Origin of the sequence: Acidovorax sp., from assembly GCF_046314175.1 — a bacterium.
GTDB lineage: Bacteria > Pseudomonadota > Gammaproteobacteria > Burkholderiales > Burkholderiaceae_C > Acidovorax.
This window is the reverse complement of the sequence record NZ_JBKBXG010000050.1, coordinates 24,183-39,786: the sequence shown is the minus strand read 5'-3', so window position 1 is coordinate 39,786 and position 15,604 is coordinate 24,183. Positions and strand designations below refer to the sequence as shown.

General features: G+C 66.1%; 15 protein-coding genes and 1 pseudogene. 10 read left to right on the top strand and 6 right to left on the bottom strand.

All coding sequences use genetic code 11. The features are described 5' to 3' along the window. Positions 1–149 precede the first annotated feature (149 nt). Positions 150–671, top strand: a complete 522-nt coding sequence (locus ACK4OE_RS15275; protein WP_409885676.1) for a MarR family winged helix-turn-helix transcriptional regulator — start codon at positions 150–152, stop codon at positions 669–671. Here the strand turns inward: ACK4OE_RS15275 and ACK4OE_RS15270 are convergent. After that, positions 644–1,612: a LysR substrate-binding domain-containing protein gene (locus ACK4OE_RS15270; RefSeq protein WP_409885674.1), complete on the bottom strand. Its 969-nt coding sequence runs from the start codon at positions 1,610–1,612 to the stop codon at positions 644–646. The two genes, ACK4OE_RS15275 and ACK4OE_RS15270, sit on opposite strands and share 28 nt — an antisense overlap. A 108-nt stretch (positions 1,613–1,720) precedes the next feature. Here ACK4OE_RS15270 and ACK4OE_RS15265 point away from each other — a divergent pair, with 108 nt between their 5' ends. Together ACK4OE_RS15265 and ACK4OE_RS15260 are read left to right on the top strand one after the other, a co-directional pair. Then, positions 1,721–2,686, top strand: a complete 966-nt coding sequence (locus ACK4OE_RS15265) for a tripartite tricarboxylate transporter substrate binding protein BugE (protein WP_409885672.1) — start codon at positions 1,721–1,723, stop codon at positions 2,684–2,686. 153 nt (positions 2,687–2,839) lie between these two features. Continuing rightward, the gene (locus ACK4OE_RS15260; RefSeq protein ID WP_409885670.1) at positions 2,840–3,775 is read left to right on the top strand and encodes an N-formylglutamate amidohydrolase; all 936 of its coding nucleotides are present in this window, start codon (positions 2,840–2,842) and stop codon (positions 3,773–3,775) included. Positions 3,776–3,832: 57 nt separating this feature from the next. Here ACK4OE_RS15260 and ACK4OE_RS15255 read toward each other — a convergent pair whose 3' ends face one another. After that, complete coding sequence (locus ACK4OE_RS15255; RefSeq protein WP_409885668.1) at positions 3,833–4,855, bottom strand: zinc-dependent alcohol dehydrogenase family protein; 1,023 nt, start codon at positions 4,853–4,855, stop codon at positions 3,833–3,835. A gap of 158 nt (positions 4,856–5,013) precedes the next feature. Between ACK4OE_RS15255 and ACK4OE_RS15250 the strand changes: the two genes are divergently transcribed. Both ACK4OE_RS15250 and ACK4OE_RS15245 read left to right on the top strand, forming a co-directional pair. Further along, positions 5,014–5,967, top strand: coding sequence for a LysR family transcriptional regulator (locus ACK4OE_RS15250; protein WP_409885666.1), 954 nt, complete (start codon positions 5,014–5,016; stop codon positions 5,965–5,967). Positions 5,968–6,020: 53 nt separating this feature from the next. Further along, positions 6,021–6,695 carry a response regulator gene (locus tag ACK4OE_RS15245; RefSeq protein WP_409784111.1) on the top strand — a complete coding sequence of 225 codons (675 nt, stop codon included), beginning with the start codon at positions 6,021–6,023 and terminating at the stop codon, positions 6,693–6,695. Positions 6,696–6,701: 6 nt separating this feature from the next. On the opposite strand, the pseudogene ACK4OE_RS15240 reads toward ACK4OE_RS15245, so the two are convergent. Next, positions 6,702–6,746 (bottom strand): annotated as a pseudogene (locus ACK4OE_RS15240) (hypothetical protein); the annotation flags it as partial. A gap of 14 nt (positions 6,747–6,760) precedes the next feature. Between ACK4OE_RS15240 and ACK4OE_RS15235 the strand changes: the two are divergent. Then, the gene (locus ACK4OE_RS15235) at positions 6,761–8,212 is read left to right on the top strand and encodes a sensor histidine kinase N-terminal domain-containing protein (protein WP_409885665.1); all 1,452 of its coding nucleotides are present in this window, start codon (positions 6,761–6,763) and stop codon (positions 8,210–8,212) included. 136 nt (positions 8,213–8,348) lie between these two features. Further along, complete coding sequence (locus tag ACK4OE_RS15230) at positions 8,349–9,374, top strand: MBL fold metallo-hydrolase (protein ID WP_409885663.1); 1,026 nt, start codon at positions 8,349–8,351, stop codon at positions 9,372–9,374. A 167-nt stretch (positions 9,375–9,541) separates the two neighbouring features. On the opposite strand, the gene ACK4OE_RS15225 is transcribed toward ACK4OE_RS15230, so the two are convergent. From ACK4OE_RS15225 to ACK4OE_RS15215, 3 genes are read right to left on the bottom strand one after another with little or no spacing between them, the layout of a single operon-like run. Continuing rightward, positions 9,542–10,255 carry an SPOR domain-containing protein gene (locus tag ACK4OE_RS15225; RefSeq protein WP_409885661.1) on the bottom strand — a complete coding sequence of 238 codons (714 nt, stop codon included), beginning with the start codon at positions 10,253–10,255 and terminating at the stop codon, positions 9,542–9,544. 46 nt (positions 10,256–10,301) lie between these two features. After that, complete coding sequence (locus tag ACK4OE_RS15220) at positions 10,302–11,195, bottom strand: biotin--[acetyl-CoA-carboxylase] ligase (RefSeq protein WP_409885659.1); 894 nt, start codon at positions 11,193–11,195, stop codon at positions 10,302–10,304. Continuing rightward, on the bottom strand, positions 11,192–11,785 hold the full coding sequence (locus tag ACK4OE_RS15215; protein WP_409885657.1) for an SET domain-containing protein: 594 nt from the start codon (positions 11,783–11,785) through the stop codon (positions 11,192–11,194). Before ACK4OE_RS15215 ends, ACK4OE_RS15220 begins: the two co-directional genes overlap by 4 nt. A gap of 133 nt (positions 11,786–11,918) precedes the next feature. Here ACK4OE_RS15215 and ACK4OE_RS15210 point away from each other — a divergent pair, with 133 nt between their 5' ends. From ACK4OE_RS15210 to ACK4OE_RS15200, 3 genes are read left to right on the top strand one after another with little or no spacing between them, the layout of a single operon-like run. Next, positions 11,919–14,846 (top strand): DNA topoisomerase III, encoded by a 2,928-nt coding sequence (locus tag ACK4OE_RS15210; protein WP_409885655.1) that lies wholly within the window; start codon positions 11,919–11,921, stop codon positions 14,844–14,846. Beyond that, positions 14,843–15,067 carry a hypothetical protein gene (locus ACK4OE_RS15205; RefSeq protein WP_409885653.1) on the top strand — a complete coding sequence of 75 codons (225 nt, stop codon included), beginning with the start codon at positions 14,843–14,845 and terminating at the stop codon, positions 15,065–15,067. The genes ACK4OE_RS15210 and ACK4OE_RS15205 overlap by 4 nt, the downstream gene beginning before the upstream one ends. Positions 15,068–15,110: 43 nt before the next feature. Beyond that, the gene (locus ACK4OE_RS15200; protein ID WP_300461544.1) at positions 15,111–15,455 is read left to right on the top strand and encodes a DUF4124 domain-containing protein; all 345 of its coding nucleotides are present in this window, start codon (positions 15,111–15,113) and stop codon (positions 15,453–15,455) included. The last annotated feature ends 149 nt before the right edge of the window (positions 15,456–15,604 follow it).

Here is a 15,604-nt window from a genome sequence, read left to right as displayed (position 1 = left end):
ACGTCCATGAGAAAACTCCTTGAAAAACAACAGGTTGGATGCTTGCATCGCTCTGCGGTTAATCACAGGCTGGATGCTTGAACAGTAGTTTATGCGAGTAGTGGAATCAAGATAAAGCGATTTTTAGTCAGTTTGACTGACAATGTAGGATGGCTGATTTTTCACCGGATGCCCCGTCTGCCGCACTCCCCTCGGCTCCCGATGACCGCTGGCGCCAAACCCACCTCGGGCGCCTCATGGGCCACGCGCTGCGGCGCTTCGACGCACGGGTGCTACAGCTCATGGCGCGCAATGTCGAGGTGCCTCTGGCGCTGTCCAACCTGGCAGCACGCGACCAGGTGACAGCCGCCCATGTGCACATCACGCGCCACCTGTCGCTGCAGGGCGACCGCCTCACCGACCTGGCCCAGCGCGCGGGCATGACCAAGCAGGCCATGGCCAACTTGGTGGATCAGTGCGAAGCCTGGGGTCTCGTCACACGCGAGGCCGACCCGCTCGATGCCCGCGCGCGCCGCGTCACCTTTACGCCCACGGGGCTGGCATGGCTGCAGGCTTTTCGCGACGCGGTGGCGCAGGCCGAGGCTGAGTTCCACGCTGAGGTCGGCAACGACGTGGCCACCGTGGTGGCCATTGGGCTGGAGGCTTATGCCGGCGGCGACAGCGTGGGCTGAGAGCCTCCCACAAGCGACTGCGCCCCCGTTGGCTCGGCGCACGCCAGCAGCCACTGCCTGAAGCACTGCAGCGCATGCAGCTGCGTGCGGCCTTCGGGGTAGCAAAACCAGTAGCCCACGTCGCTCTGGTAGCCGCCCCGCTGAGCGGCGTCTGCCAGCGGTTCGCGCACCAGGCCTGCCGTGATCTCGTCCTGCACCAGGCAGCGCGGCACCAGCGCCAGGCCCATGCCCGCCTGCACAGCGCGGATCATGGTCTGGAACTGGTCAAACTGCGGACCCGCCAATGGGTCGATGGCACCCTCGACCGCATGGGTTTCGCTCCAGCGCAGCCAGGCCTCGGGCACCGTCACATGGCGCAGCAGGGTTTGTTTGGCGACGTCGCGCGGGGAGTGGATGGCCCAGTCGGCCACCTTGGTGCGCGGTGCGATCAGGGCCACATCGTTGCCCGTGATGTGGTGGGCGTGTGCGCCGGGCCAGTGGCCGTCGCCGAACAAAATGGCGCAGTCCAGCTCGGGCCGGGTGAAGTCGTAGCTGTGCACATACGGCACAAAGTGCAGCGTGATCTGCGGGTGCTGTTGCTGAAACTGCGGCAGCCGCGGAATGAGCCACTTGGCGGCAAACGTGGGCAGGCTGGACAGGTGCAGCGCGCCGCCGCCGTCGTCGCTGGTGATCAGCTCCAGCGTGGCCGCCTCCAGCTGCGCCAGCACGCCGCGCACAGCCTTTTCGTAGCGCTCGCCTGCGGGGGTGAGCGCCAGGCGCTTGCGGCTGCGTTCGAACAGCGGCACGCCCACCCAGGTTTCCAGCTCCTTGATCTGTTTGCTGACCGCGCTCTGGGTCAGGTGCAGCGCCTCGGCCGCACGCGAGATGCCACCGAACCGGGTGACAGTGGAGAACGCACGAAGCAGGTGCAAGGGGGGTGAGAGGCGGCGCAGTGAGGACATTAGTAAGTTCTCAAATCATTCCATATCGGAATGTTATCAGGCATATCCATTGCTTGGTAGAGGGCGGTGATTCCATTAACCTCAATGCACTTCATAGGAGAAATGCCCATGCAACGCCGTCACGTCCTTTCCGCTCTGGCTGCCGTATCTTTCGTTCCTGGAATGTCTTTGGCGCAAGAGGGCAAGCCCCTGCGCATCATTGTTCCCTTCCCGCCCGGGGGTGCTACGGACATCACCGCGCGCAGCCTGCAAGAGTCGCTGGCCCGCATCCTCAAGCAGCCCGTGGTGCTGGAAAACCGGGGCGGCGCAGGCGGCTCCATCGGCATGGCCGAAGTGGCCCGCGCAGCGCCAGACGGTCTCACCATTGGCGTTGCCACCTTGTCCACCCACGGCGTGAACCCCGCCGTGTACACCAAGCTGCCCTACAACCCCACCAAGGACTTTGTGGGCGTGACCGAGATCGTGAAGGCGCCGGGCGTCATCGTGATCAACCCCGCCACGCTGCCCGTCAAGGACTTTGCCGAACTGGTGAAGTACCTCAAGGCCAACCCCGGCAAGGTGTCGTACGCGACCCCTGGCAACGGCACCATCGGCCACATGTGGGGCGAGCTGTTCAAGAGCAGCACCGGCACCTCGATGGTGCACATCCCCTACCGTGGTGCAGGCCCGGCCATCAACGACGTGCTGGCCGGCCAGGTGGCGGTGTACTTTGACCAGGTCGCCTCGTCGCTGCCACACGTCAAGTCCGGCAAGCTGAAGGCACTGGCTGTGTCCTGGCCCGCGCGCCTGGACGTGTTGCCTGATGTGCCCACCTATGGCGAGTTGGGCTACAAGCAGGCCAATGAGCCTTCGTGGTTTGGCCTGGTCGCCCCTGCCGCCACACCGACTGCTGCGGTCGACCGCATCCAGCAGGCTGTGGCGCAGGCCCTGAAGGAGCCCGCTGTGCGCGAGCGCCTGGCGGCCCAGGGCCTCTACCCGTCGGGCACCACACCCAAGGAATTCACCGCCCAGATCGCCAGCGAGATCGACAAGATGAAGCGCGTAGCCGCTTATGCCAAGGTGGTGCTGGACTGATCTCCGCACCCCCCGTACCCCCGTACCGGCCATAGCCGGGATGCCGTGAACCTGGTTCGCGACACCGTGGTTGCCCTGTTTTCAGGGATAACCATAGTCACATCCCGGTCTGGGCGGCTAGGCCAGCCGCCCTCCTTTGCGCACACTCTGCCTATGCATGCAGCCTTGAAACTGATCCACCACCGATTTATGCAAGCCCAGCCCGGTGTCACCGGCTCGCCGGGCCTGTCCAGCACTTCTTCTGCCGCGTCCATGGTGACCACCGTGCCAGGCACCACCGCGCTGGTGTTCGATTCTCCGCACAGTGGCACCCGCTACCCCGACGATTTCGGCTCCGCCTGCGACCTGCTCACGCTGCGCCGCGCCGAAGACACGCACGTCGAAAAGATATATGCCTTTGCGCCCGCGCTCGGCGTGGCCTGGGTCGAGGCGCACTTCCCGCGCATCTACCTCGACGCCAACCGCGACACCACCGAGCTAGACACCACCTTGCTCGACGGCGAATGGACCGACCCCATCTCTACCGACCCCCAGGTCCTCAGCAAGGTGCGCCTGGGCAAGGGTCTGATCTGGAAGTTCACTGACGAAGGCGAGCCCATTTACAAGCGCCAACTCACCGTGGCCGAAGTGCGCGCTCGCATCGACCACTGCTGGCGCCCCTACCACGCTGCCGTGCAGCAGGCCATTGACGCGGCGCACGCCCGCCACGGCTACAGCATCCACATCAACTGCCACTCCATGCCCGCCGTGGCCGCCAGCCACGCCACGGACTTTCCGGGTCTGGTGCACGCGGACTTTGTGGTGGGCGACCGGGACGGCACCACCGCCAGCCCGGCCCTGTCGGCACTGGTGTGCGAACACCTGCGCGGCTGCGGCTACAGCGTTGAGCACAACCACCCCTACAAGGGCGTGGAACTGGTGCGCCGCTACAGCAACCCCGCAGCGCACCGCCACAGCATCCAGCTGGAGATCAACCGCAGGCTGTACATGGACGAGCAGACGCTGGCGCAGCACCCCGAGGGCATGGCGCGGCTGCAGGCGGACCTGCAGGCGCTGGTGCACAAGCTGCTGGCCACCGATCCGCGTTAGCCCCAAAAGCCGACCTCAGCAGACCGCCTTGGCCTGCCAGGCTGCGGGGTGGCGGGGTTACTCCGCCGAGAACGTCACCACCACCTTGCCCAGCGGCCCTCGGGCCAGGTGCTCCAGCGCTTCGTGCAACTTGGCCGCCGGGTACCGCGCCGCAACCACGGGCTGCAACCCGCCCGCGTCCACGGCCCGCACCAGATCCTGCAGTGCACGCCGGTGCCCCACGCTCACCCCCTGCACGCGCGCCCGTTTGGTGATCAGGTCAAAGCCCGAGCCGGAAAAGCCCGCGCCCTCCATCACGCCGATGTAGGCCACATGGCCGCCCTGGGTCAGAGCTTGCAGTGACTGACCCAGCGTTGCGCCGCCAGCCGTCTCCAGCACGTGGTCCACTCCACGGCCGCCTGTCAGCGTGAGCAGCTCGGCGGGCCACAGGCCCGAACGCGGCAACACCTGGGCGGCGCCCAGCGCCAGCACTGCCGGTATTTTTTCAGGGCTGCCGCTGGTCACATACGCCTGGGCGCCGTGCAAACGCGCAATCTGCACGCCAAACAGCGCCACGCCGCCCGTGCCATGCATCAGCACCGTCTGGCCCGCGCGCAGCCCGCCGTTTTCGACCAGCGCCATCCAGGCGGTGAGCCCGGCGCACGGCAAGGTGCTGGCCGCTGCAGCGTCCAGTGTTGTCGGCGCGGCCACCAGCCAGTCCTCATGTACCAGCACATGGGTGGCCAGCATGCCCGGCCCGGGCACCCCCAGCGGCATGGCGTCTGCAGGAGCCTGTCCGTCCAGCCACCCGGCTGTGAAGGTGCTGATGACGCCCTCGCCGCGTTTCCAGCGGGTCACGCCGGGGCCCGTCGCCACCACCTGGCCCGCCATGTCCGAGCCGGGAGTGAACGGGGGCGCAGCGCCCATGCCGTACTGGTTGTCAATCACCAGTTGATCGCGGTAGTTCAGCGAGACCGCGTCCACCCGCACCAGCACCTCTCGACCTGTGGGGCTGGGCATGGGGGCTTCAACGTACGCAAGGTGCTGCGCACCGAAATCGGCCAGCTGCCAGCGCATCAAGGTCGAGGGAAGAGGGGCCATGGTCTGTGTACTCCGTAGAGAAAATGAAACAGAACCAATGCTATTGGTGACGTAAAAGCCTGTGTGGAGGATAATTTTCGTTTGATTGGTGCGCTTTTGTCGTCAATGACGGATGCACGCACCGGGCTATCTGCCCGGGCTACCCGAAAGAAACCTCCATGAGCGACCGCCTCCAGGGCCTCGATATCTTTGTCGCCGCCGTCGAATCCGGCAGCTTTGCCCGCGCTGCCACGCGGCTACACCTCACACGTTCTGCCGTGGGCAAAGGCGTGGCGCGGCTGGAGGCGCGGTTGGGCGCGCGGCTGTTTCACCGCACCACACGCTCCCAGGCGCTCACGGACGAGGGCCAGCGCTACTACGAGCGCTGCCGCCGCGCCCTGGACGAGCTGGACGCTGCCGAAGCCGCCGTCCAGGCCGGGCGCGAGGATGTGGTGGGCCGGCTGCGCATGACCTGCCCCGAACTCTTGGGCAGGCGCTGTGTGGCACCCGTGTTGCTGGCGCTGGCGCGCGAACACCCGCGCCTGGTGGTCGAGGCCCACTTCAGCGACCGGCCTTCGCACCTCATCGACGAAGGGCTGGACCTGGCCATCCGCAGCGGCCCGCTGCCCGACAGCACCCAGTTCGCCGCGCGGCTGCTGGGCCACCAGTGGATGGGGGTGTACGCCTCTGCCGAATACCTCGCCACCCATGCGCGCCCGGCCGATATAGCCGAGCTGGCTGCCACGCGCGACCAGCACGCGTTTGTGGTGTACGGCAGCGATGGGTGGGCCAAGCCGTGGCTCTTCAATGACCCCCAGGGCCGCCCGTTCGAGCTGGAAGTCACCCCGCGCTTCACGGCCAACAGCCTCGAAGTGCTGGCGCAGGCGGCCACCGAAGGCATGGGCGTGGCGCGCCTGCCCATCTGGCTGGCGGCGCCCGCCGTGGCCAGCGGCACGCTGGAGCCGGTGTTTGAAGAGGCCATGCCCTTTGGCTACCCTTTGCATGCGCTGTGGCCGCAGTCGCGGTCCATGCCCACGCGCCAGCGCATCGTGATCGACGCACTGGCGCGGCGGCTGCCGGAGTTGATCGACGCTGGGCGTGGCATCCCGCGCGACAGCGAAGCCGCGGCCTAAAATCGCGCGACAGGCACGGCGCCAGACCGTTGCCAACCACCAGGAGACCCCCCATGCGCATTCTCATTGCCGAAGACGACCAGGTGCTGGCCGATGGCCTGCTGCGCACGTTGCGCGCATCGGGGGCCGTGGTGGACCACGTCGCCAGCGGCAGTGAGGCCGATGCGGCTCTGATGACCAACAACGAGTTCGACCTGCTCATCCTGGACCTGGGCCTGCCCAAGATGCATGGGCTGGAGGTGCTCAAAAAACTGCGCAGCCGGGGCTCCGCGCTGCCGGTGCTCATCCTCACCGCGGCCGACAGCGTCGAGGAACGCGTCAAGGGCCTGGACTTTGGCGCCGACGACTACATGGCCAAGCCCTTCAGCCTGCAAGAACTGGAAGCCCGCGTGCGCGCCCTCACGCGCCGGGGCATGGGCGGCACCAGCAGTGCCATCAAGCACGGCCCGTTGGTGTACGACCAGGCCGGCCGCGTGGCCACCATCGACGGCAAGATGATCGAGCTGTCGGCGCGTGAGCTGGGTTTGCTGGAGGTGCTGCTGCAGCGCGCCGGGCGGCTGGTCAGCAAGGAGCAACTGGTGGAGCGCCTGTGCGAGTGGGGCGAAGAAGTCAGCAACAACGCGATCGAGGTCTACATCCACCGCCTGCGCAAGAAGATCGAAGGTGGCCCCATCCGCATCGCCACGGTGCGCGGCCTGGGGTATTGCCTGGAGAAAATTCCAGGGTAGATTGCAAAAATGATAGCTGCTAGCGCTTGATGGGCAAGCGCTAGAGGCCAAAAAGGCTTGAAAACTTGAAAATCTTCCAGCGAGAGCAGCGCTCCCTCTTCGGCGAGATCCTCGACTGGATGCTTACGCCGCTGCTGCTGCTGTGGCCCGTCAGCCTGGCGCTGACCTGGCTGGTGGCGCAGGGGCTGGCCAACAAGCCGTTTGACCGCGCGCTCGAATACAACGCCCATGCGCTGGCGCAGCTGGTGACCGTGGTGGACAACAAGGTGCAGTTCAACCTGCCCCAGCCCGCCAGCGAGATCTTGCGCGCGGACGACTCGGACATCGTGTACTACCAGGTGCTGGGCCCCGGTGGGACGTTCCTTTCTGGCGAACGCGAGCTGCCCGAACCGCCAGACGAAGAAGTCCCCATGTCCAACGAGGTGCGGCTGCGCGACGGCGAAATGCGCGGCATTGACATCCGCGTGGCCTACATCTGGGTGCGCCTGCCCCTGCCAGACACCCCCGTGGCCCTGGTGCAGGTGGCCGAAACCCGCGAAAAGCGCAGCGTGCTGGCCACCGAAATCATCAAGGGCGTGATGCTGCCGCAGTTCGTCATCCTGCCGCTGGCCGTGCTGCTGGTGTGGCTTGCGCTGGCGCGCGGCATCCAGCCGCTCAACCAGCTGGAGCAGCGCATCCGTGCGCGCAACCCTGACGACCTCTCGCCGCTGGACGACCGCACAGTGCCGCTGGAGGTGGCACCGCTGGTCTCGTCGGTGAACGACCTGTTGCAGCGGCTCAACGACTCGCTGGCCACCCAAAAGCGCTTTCTGGCCGACGCGGCCCACCAGCTCAAGACCCCGCTCGCAGGCCTGCGCATGCAGGCCGACCTGGCCCAGCGCGAGGGCACCAGCACTGAAGAACTCAAACGCTCGCTGCAGCAGATCGGCCGCTCCAGCATCCGCGCCACGCACACCGTCAACCAGCTGCTGGCACTGGCGCGCGCAGAGGGCAGCGGCGTGGGCATTGCGCGCCAGCCCTGCGACCTGGCGCGGCTGGTCATTGAGGTGGTGCGGGACTCGGTGCCTCGCGCGCTCGACAAGAGCATCGACCTGGGCTACGACGGCGCCGAACCCGGCTCCCCCGGCGTGCTGGTAGACGGCAACCCGACGCTGCTCAAGGAGCTGGTGCGCAACCTGCTCGACAACGCCATCAACTACACGCCGTCCACCTCGGAGAAGCCCGGGGTGGTCACAGCCCGCGTGCTGGCCGACATCTTTGGCCACGTGCTGCTGCTGCAGGTCGAAGACTCGGGCCCCGGCGTGCCGGAGGCCGAGCGCGAACTGGTCTTTCAGCCGTTCTACCGCGCCCTGGGCAGCGAGGCTGACGGCTCCGGTCTGGGCCTTCCCATCGTGCTGGAGATCGCGCGCAAGCACGACGCCGAGGTCACGCTGGAGGATGCACGTCCGGGCCATCACCCACCAGGCGCCTGCTTTACGGTGCGGTTTGAAGCGCGAGACGTGGTAGCGGGCAGCTGAAGTGGATGTTGCAGGTGTTGCCGGTGTTGCGGGGCAGAGCCCCTGGGCACCGCCGGGAGAGACGGGCTACGGCATCATGCAGGGCCCTGCACAACAGCGTTGCGCCCTGCTCATGTCTTCACTGCCCGGTTCACCTATGCCGCCATCCCAGCCGGAGTCCCTGGGCGCCCGTCGCCGCTATGCCAACACGCACCCCGAGGTGGTGATTGGCAATTTCCCCTGGTACGAAATGGTGTGGCGGTCGCTGCGGGGCGACTTCAAACCGCTGGCAGAACCCGAAGGCGGATACGCCGCCTTTGCGCAGCAGTGGAGCCAGCCCGCAGACCACCCCCGCCTGGCACAGCGCCAGCAGGCCCCCGTGGTGACCTGGTTGGGCCATGTGTCCATGCTGCTGCAGGTGGCCGGGCTCAACGTGCTCATCGACCCCACGCTGGCCGACTTTGCGGGTCCACTGGGCCGCTTTGGCGCGCCTCGCCGTGTGCCCGCGCCGCTGACGCCCGAGCAATTGCCGCCCATCGACGTGGTGCTGGTCTCGCACAACCACTACGACCACCTGTGCTATGCCACGCTGCGCCGCCTGCATGCGTGCGGACAGTCGCCGCGGTTTGTGGTGCCCCAGGGGCTGGGGCCCTGGTTTGTCAAACGCGGCATGGGCCCGGTGACCGAGATGGACTGGTGGGAACACACCGACATTGCCCCCGGTGTGCGCGTGCACTTCACGCCGTCACAGCACTGGAGCCGCCGCAGCCTGGGTGACACCAACGCATCGCTGTGGGGTGGCTTTTTGCTGGAGTGGGCGCGGCCTGAATCGGCTGCACCATGGCGCTTTCTGTTCCCCGGCGACACGGGCTACAGCGGCGACTTCAAGGCCATTCGCCACCGCATCGGCGCGGTAGATTTTTTAGCGCTGCCCATCGGCGCTTACCTGCCGCGCGACTTCATGAAACCCATGCACGTGAACCCGCAAGACGCCGTGCAGCTGATGCTGGACGTCGAGGCCAGGCAGTGCATGGGCGTGCACTGGGGCACGTTCATGCTGACGCAAGAAGCGTTTGACCACCCCCCTCGCGACCTGGCCGCCGTGCTGGCGCAGCGCAACATTCCGCAGGACCGCGTGTGGCTGCTGCGCCAGGGCGAAACCCGGGCGATCAGCCTGGATTGAGCCCGTCGAAGGCCAGTCATTGGGCCAGTGAAAAGCGCTGAAGGGTGTGTGGGCCGTGTCTGCGAAATGCGTGAATGGTTGAGGCGGCACCCATCCACTTGAAGCTGTCCACGCTGAGTCTGTCGAAGCGCCGCGCAAGGCGGGCCTGGATAAAAAACTTCAGCCTCTCAGCTGCAGGTGCGCAGCGTCTTTCCTGCCATGGCGGGGCGCAGGGCATCAAGCTGCGGGCGAAGCGCGTCGGTCACTGCAGGCAGGCGCAGCGTAAAGCCGGGGGACTCGGGGCGCTCCTGGATCACGCGGGCCGTGCGCACGCCCTTGCTGTTCAGGTTTGCCAGTTCGCGCTTGGCAGCGTCTTCCGATGAGAACCGGCCCAGCGACAGGCCATATTCCCAGGTGCCGCCCGCGCGGTCAAAAGGTACATTGCGGGCACGCAGCTCGGCCCGCTTTTTGTCCATCGTGTCCGTGTCGTCGAACCGGCCCATGTAGACCATCCAGCGACCCGGCACAGGCGTGGGCTCCATCACCCAGGCGCCTTGCGGCAGGCCCGCAGCGGCGGTGCGCAGCGCGGCGGCTTGGCGCTCATCAAACACGCCGGCCTGCAGGCACTCCGCAGCGTCTGCTGACGCCGGGGTGGATGCGTCGGCGGTGGTGGTTGTGGCCGTGGCCACCGGTGCCTGTGCCGGTGCGGCAGCGGGTGCTGCCGATGTTTTGCTGGGGTTCACCCGCAGGATCTGCAGCGTCTCGGGGCGAATCTGCTGGTTCATGCGCTGGGGCTCAGCCTGGTCCTGAGGACCATAGCCCCACTGTCGCAGATGGCCCTGCGACCACGCGTAGTAGCCCGCGTTGGCCAGCAGCAGCACGATCACAGCGAGTCGCAGCATGGAGCACGGCCTTTCAAGAGCATTGTTATCAACAAAGGGATCGTCATCAGACTGGAGGTACTGCGCTGGGGCGCACGCTGATTTCAGAGCTGGTGATGGCCTGCATGCCGCCCGCAGTGTGTACCAGCAGTGCGCCATCATCCCCCACGCCATGCGCGGTGCCGGTGTGCCCGTCGCTCAGCGTCACCGCCCGGCCCTGCAGCACGTCGCGCGCTGCAAACCGGGGCTGCATGGGGCCAAAGCCATAGCCCGCAAACGACTGCAGCATGGCCACCAGCGGCGGCACGATACGCAGCAGGGCGGTGGGGGCATCCAGGCCCGGCTCCACATCCTGAAGACTGCCGGGCGGCATGCTCATGCCGTCTGCGCTGCGCGGCAGCACATTGATGCCGATGCCCACCACAACATAGCGCGCGGTGCTGGCTGCGCCGGGCGCGGCCCTGGCCATCACGTCGGCTGCGATTGCCGCCTGGGGCTGCACAAAACTCGCGGTCTCCACCAGGATGCCGCCCAGCTTGCGGTCGCCCGCAGCGCCGCTACTGGCGCCCAGCCAGAGGTCGTTGGGCCACTTGAGGCCCACCCGCGCGGGCTGGCCTGCACCCAGCGGTGGCAGCATGGGCTGCAGGCTCTCTGCCACGCTCACACCGACGGCAAGCGACAGGCCTGACCAATTCACGGGCGCCAACGGCAGGCCCAGAGACATCATGAGGGAAGCCCCCACATCGCTCTGCCACACGCGCCCCAGGCGCCCGCGCCCGGCGGTCTGTTGCTCGGCCACCAGCAGCGTGGGCTCGCACTGGCCCACCCGCGCGCGGCGCATGAGTTCGGTGTTGGTCGAGTCGATGGTGGGCAGCACCTCCACCGTAAAACCGGGTAACACGGGTGATACTGCTTCCCAGATGGCCTCGGCGGGCCATCGGATGGGGGCGGCGGCGCTCACTGGCTACGACCTTGCGGCCTGGCTGTTTTGGGCGCTTTGGCTTTTTTGGCGGGCGACTGGGTGGGCAAGGGCTTGGATGGCAGCAGCGGCACCGGCGGCGCCCAGCCGCGCTTGGGTGCCAGCAGCGTGCCCCGGCAGTTCTTGCTGCCGCACCAGCAGGGGTATTCGGCCTTGAGCTTCGGGGTGTAGCGCTCTTCAATGATCAGGCCGTAGTCGTAGTTCAGCTCTTCGCCCGCCTTGATATTGCGCAGCGCGGTGATGAAGATGCGGTTGTCACGTTCGTCGGCGTAGCAGTTGGGGTTGCAGCTGTGGTTGATCCAGCGCGACGAGTTGCCGCCGAACTTTGCGTCGATCACGTGGTCTTCATCCACATGAAAGTAAAACGTATGGTTGGGTTGCAGGGGGTCGTGCGGGTGGCGGTCCTGCGCTTCCTGCCAGCCGATCACTTCACCCGTGTACTCCACAAGGACTTCGCCCTCCGCAATATCCTGCACGGCAAACACGCCCTTGCCATGGACGCCCGAGCGCCGGGTCTGGATGCGGCGGCCCGGTGCAAGGGCGGGGGCGGCGGGCGATGCGGAGCGGGGCATGGCAAAAACTCTGTTAACTTGATAGTGCACACGCATGTGTGCGTGCGCGTGTGTGCGTGTACGTGCGCGTAAGAGCCGAATTGTAGAAGCGCCCGGAACCCGGGCAACCAGAATGACTGGCGAGAGCCCCAAAATGACCAAGACCCTGGTAATTGCAGAAAAACCCTCCGTCGCACAAGACATCGTGCGCGCCCTGACACCTGTGGCCGGCAAGTTTGAGAAACATGACGACCACTTTGAAAACGACCGCTACGTAGTCACCAGCGCCGTGGGCCACCTGGTAGAGATCCAGGCGCCCGAAGAATTTGATGTGAAGCGTGGCAAGTGGAGCTTTGCGCACCTGCCCGTGATCCCGCCGTACTTTGATTTGAAGCCCGTGGACAAGACCAAGACGCGCCTGAACGCGGTGGTCAAGCAGGCCAAGCGCAAGGACGTGACGCAACTCATCAACGCCTGTGACGCGGGCCGCGAGGGCGAGTTGATCTTCCGTTTGATCGAGCAATACGCCGGTGGCAGCAAGCCGCTCGGCAAGCCCGTCAAGCGGCTGTGGCTGCAGTCCATGACGCCCCAGGCCATCCGCGACGGCTTTGACGCCCTGCGCACCGAGCAGCAAATGGCAGGCCTGGCGCACGCCGCGCGCAGCCGGTCTGAAGCCGACTGGCTGGTGGGCATCAACGGCACCCGCGCCATGACGGCGTTCAACTCGCGCGATGGCGGGTTCTTCCTGACCACCGTGGGCCGGGTGCAGACGCCCACGCTGTCGCTGGTGGTGGAGCGTGAGGAAAAAATCCGCAAGTTCATCAGCCGCGACTACTGGGAAATCCACGCCACGTTTGGCGCCCAGGCGGGCGAATACCCCGCCAAGTGGTTCGACCCCAAGTGGAAAAAATCGGAAGACGTAGAAGCCCGCGCCGACCGCGTCTGGTCTGCCGCCGAGGCCACGTCCATCGCCAACGCCGTGCGCGGCAAGCAGGCCACCGTCACCGAAGAGAGCAAGCCCACCACACAAGCGTCGCCCCTGCTGTTTGACCTGACCAGCCTGCAGCGCGAGGCCAACGGCAAGTTCGGCTTTAGCGCTAAGACCACGCTGGCCCTGGCGCAAAGCCTGTACGAGCGCCACAAGGCTTTGACCTACCCCCGTACGGACTCGCGCGCGCTGCCCGAGGACTATTTGCCCGTGGCCAAGCAGACGTTTGAGATGCTGGCCGACAGCGGCATGCGCCACCTGGCGCCGCACGCGCTTACGGCACTCAACAACAACTACATCCGGCCGTCCAAGCGCATCTTCGACAACAGCAAGGTGAGCGATCACTTTGCCATCATCCCTACACTGCAGGCGCCCAGCGGGCTGAGCGAGGCCGAGCAAAAGCTGTACGACCTGGTCGTGCGCCGCTTCATGGCGGTGTTCTTCCCCAGTGCCGAATACACCGTCACCACGCGCATCAGCACCGTGGCGCCCCACAGCTTCAAGACCGAAGGCAAGGTGCTGGTCAAGCCGGGCTGGCTGGCCATCTACGGCAAAGAAGCGGCCGAAGAAGTCGAAGGCGGTAAGGACGGCGACAAGGGCCAGAACCTGGTGCCTGTGAAGCCAGGCGAAAGCGTCAACACCGTGGCCGTGGACCCCAAGGGCCTCAAGACCAAGCCCCCCGCGCGATATTCGGAAGCCACGCTGCTCGGCGCCATGGAAAGCGCGGGCAAGCAGATCGACGACGAAGAGCTGCGCGAAGCCATGCAGGAAAAAGGCCTGGGCACACCTGCCACGCGCGCGGCCACCATCGAAGGCTTGCTGACTGAAAAGTACATGCTGCGCGAAGGCCGCGAGATCATCCCCACTGCCAAGGCGTTTCAGCTGATGACGCTGCTGCGCGGGCTGGAGGTCGAAGAGCTCTGCCGCGCCGACCTGACCGGCGAATGGGAGTTCAAGCTCTCGCAAATGGAAAAGGGCCTGCTCAGCCGCGAAGACTTCATGGCCGGCATTGCCACCATGACCGAGCGCATGGTGAAAAAGGCCAAGGAATACGACCGCGACACCATTCCGGGCGACTACGCCACGCTCGAATCGCCGTGCCCCAACTGCGGCGGCGTGGTCAAAGAGAACTACCGCCGCTTTGCCTGCGTGGGCAAGGCAGGTGTCGAGGGCTGCGGCTTCAGCTTTGGCAAGTCGCCCGCAGGCCGCACCTTTGAAACTGCCGAGGCCAATGCCCTGCTGCGCGACAAGAAGATTGGCCCGCTGGAGGGCTTCCGCTCCAAGGCAGGCTGGCCCTTCACGTCTGAGATCGTCATCAAGTACGACGACGAGGCGCACAACTACAAGCTCGAATTCGACTTTGGCGACGACAAGAAGGGCGAAGAGTCCGGCGAGATCGTGGAGTTTGAAGACGCATCGCTGGGTGCCTGCCCGATCTGCGGGTCCGAAGTGCACGAGCACGGTAGCAACTATGTGTGCAGCAAGGCCGTGCCCACCGCTGCGCAGCCCACACCGAGCTGCACCTTCAAGAGCGGCAAGATCATCTTGCAACAGCCGGTGGAGCGCGAGCAGATGACCAAGCTGCTGGACACCGGCAAGACCGACCTGCTCGACAAGTTCGTGAGCATGCGCACCCGCCGCGCCTTCAAGGCCCACCTGGCGTGGGACAAAGAGGCGGGCAAGGTTAACTTTGAGTTTGCGCCATCCAAGTTCCCGCCACGCCCAGGCGCTGCTGCTAAAACGATAGCTGCCAAGACAGGCAAGACAAGCGCTGCAGCCAAAAAAACCGCAAAACCTGCCGCCGCCAAGAAAGCCCCCGCCACCAAGACCGCTGCCGCCAAGGCACCGCGCAAGGCCGCCGCAGGCAAAGCCCCCAGCGCCGCCCTGGCCGCCGTGATCGGTGCCGAACCCGTAGCGCGGCCCGAGGCGGTCAAGAAGATGTGGGAATACATCAAGGCCCACAACCTGCAAGACCCCAAGGACAAGCGCACCATCGTTGCCGACGACAAGCTGCGCGCCGTGTTCGGCAAGGACTCGGCAGGCATGTTCGAGCTGGCAGGTATTTTGGGCAACCACCTCGGAGGTGAAGGTTGAAGCAACAAGGCTCTGAATCCACAGCATCGCCCGTTAGGGGCTCTGGGGGCTCTTTGCGCGCCGCGCTGGTGGCTTTCGCAGTTGTTGGCGCGCTGGGCGGTTGCAGCAGCACGCCAGGTTCTGCGCGCTCCAGCGACCCCGCCAGCCCACAGCAGGGCGCCAGCGGCGTCACCGTGTTCGGCGACGTCGATGTGGGCGTGACCCGGGAGCGCACGCGCTGATGCGCGGGGTGCGGTCACACAGCCGGTAACCGGTCGCACCATCATGCGCAGCCGTACCGAACGCACGGTCCTCACCGTCATCGCGGTGGCCTTGGTGGCTGCGGCTGCCGCTGCGTGGTGGACCTCGGACCAGTGGCTGCCCCACGCCGGGCCCTGGTCTGAGCAGGCCTGGAAGAAGATCACCCGACCCGGTGCCGACACCCTGCCGCCCGGCAAGCAGCAGCCCGCCGCACAGGCCCGCTCTGCAAAAGGCGCCGCATCCGAGCCCCTGGCCCCGCAGCCGCGCAAATGTGTGCGCGATGGCCGCACCACCTACACCGACCAGCCCTGCCCCAAGGGCAGCCAGGAGCTGCCGGTGGACGGCGCCGTGACCTCGCTGCCGCAGTAGCTGACTGCATACGCGCCGGGTCTCCGCTTGGGCGTCATGGCAGTGTTTACCTGCCTGTCCCGCCCGTGTCTGCGCTGCGCGCACATGTCACGCCACTGCCACGGTGCGCCGATAGAGTCCGCCTCTTTATCAAAATCTGGACCTGCTCG

Excerpts from the sequence above, each read along its gene's own strand:
- ACK4OE_RS15275 (WP_409885676.1), top strand. The coding sequence starts at position 150 with ATGGCTGATTTTTCACCGGATGCCCCGTCTGCCGCACTCCCCTCGGCT.
- ACK4OE_RS15270 (WP_409885674.1), bottom strand. The coding sequence starts at position 1,612 with ATGTCCTCACTGCGCCGCCTCTCACCCCCCTTGCACCTGCTTCGTGCG.
- ACK4OE_RS15265 (WP_409885672.1), top strand. The coding sequence starts at position 1,721 with ATGCAACGCCGTCACGTCCTTTCCGCTCTGGCTGCCGTATCTTTCGTT.
- ACK4OE_RS15260 (WP_409885670.1), top strand. The coding sequence starts at position 2,840 with ATGCATGCAGCCTTGAAACTGATCCACCACCGATTTATGCAAGCCCAG.
- ACK4OE_RS15255 (WP_409885668.1), bottom strand. The coding sequence starts at position 4,855 with ATGGCCCCTCTTCCCTCGACCTTGATGCGCTGGCAGCTGGCCGATTTC.
- ACK4OE_RS15250 (WP_409885666.1), top strand. The coding sequence starts at position 5,014 with ATGAGCGACCGCCTCCAGGGCCTCGATATCTTTGTCGCCGCCGTCGAA.
- ACK4OE_RS15245 (WP_409784111.1), top strand. The coding sequence starts at position 6,021 with ATGCGCATTCTCATTGCCGAAGACGACCAGGTGCTGGCCGATGGCCTG.
- ACK4OE_RS15230 (WP_409885663.1), top strand. The coding sequence starts at position 8,349 with ATGCCGCCATCCCAGCCGGAGTCCCTGGGCGCCCGTCGCCGCTATGCC.
- ACK4OE_RS15225 (WP_409885661.1), bottom strand. The coding sequence starts at position 10,255 with ATGCTGCGACTCGCTGTGATCGTGCTGCTGCTGGCCAACGCGGGCTAC.
- ACK4OE_RS15215 (WP_409885657.1), bottom strand. The coding sequence starts at position 11,785 with ATGCCCCGCTCCGCATCGCCCGCCGCCCCCGCCCTTGCACCGGGCCGC.
- ACK4OE_RS15210 (WP_409885655.1), top strand. The coding sequence starts at position 11,919 with ATGACCAAGACCCTGGTAATTGCAGAAAAACCCTCCGTCGCACAAGAC.
- ACK4OE_RS15200 (WP_300461544.1), top strand. The coding sequence starts at position 15,111 with ATGCGCAGCCGTACCGAACGCACGGTCCTCACCGTCATCGCGGTGGCC.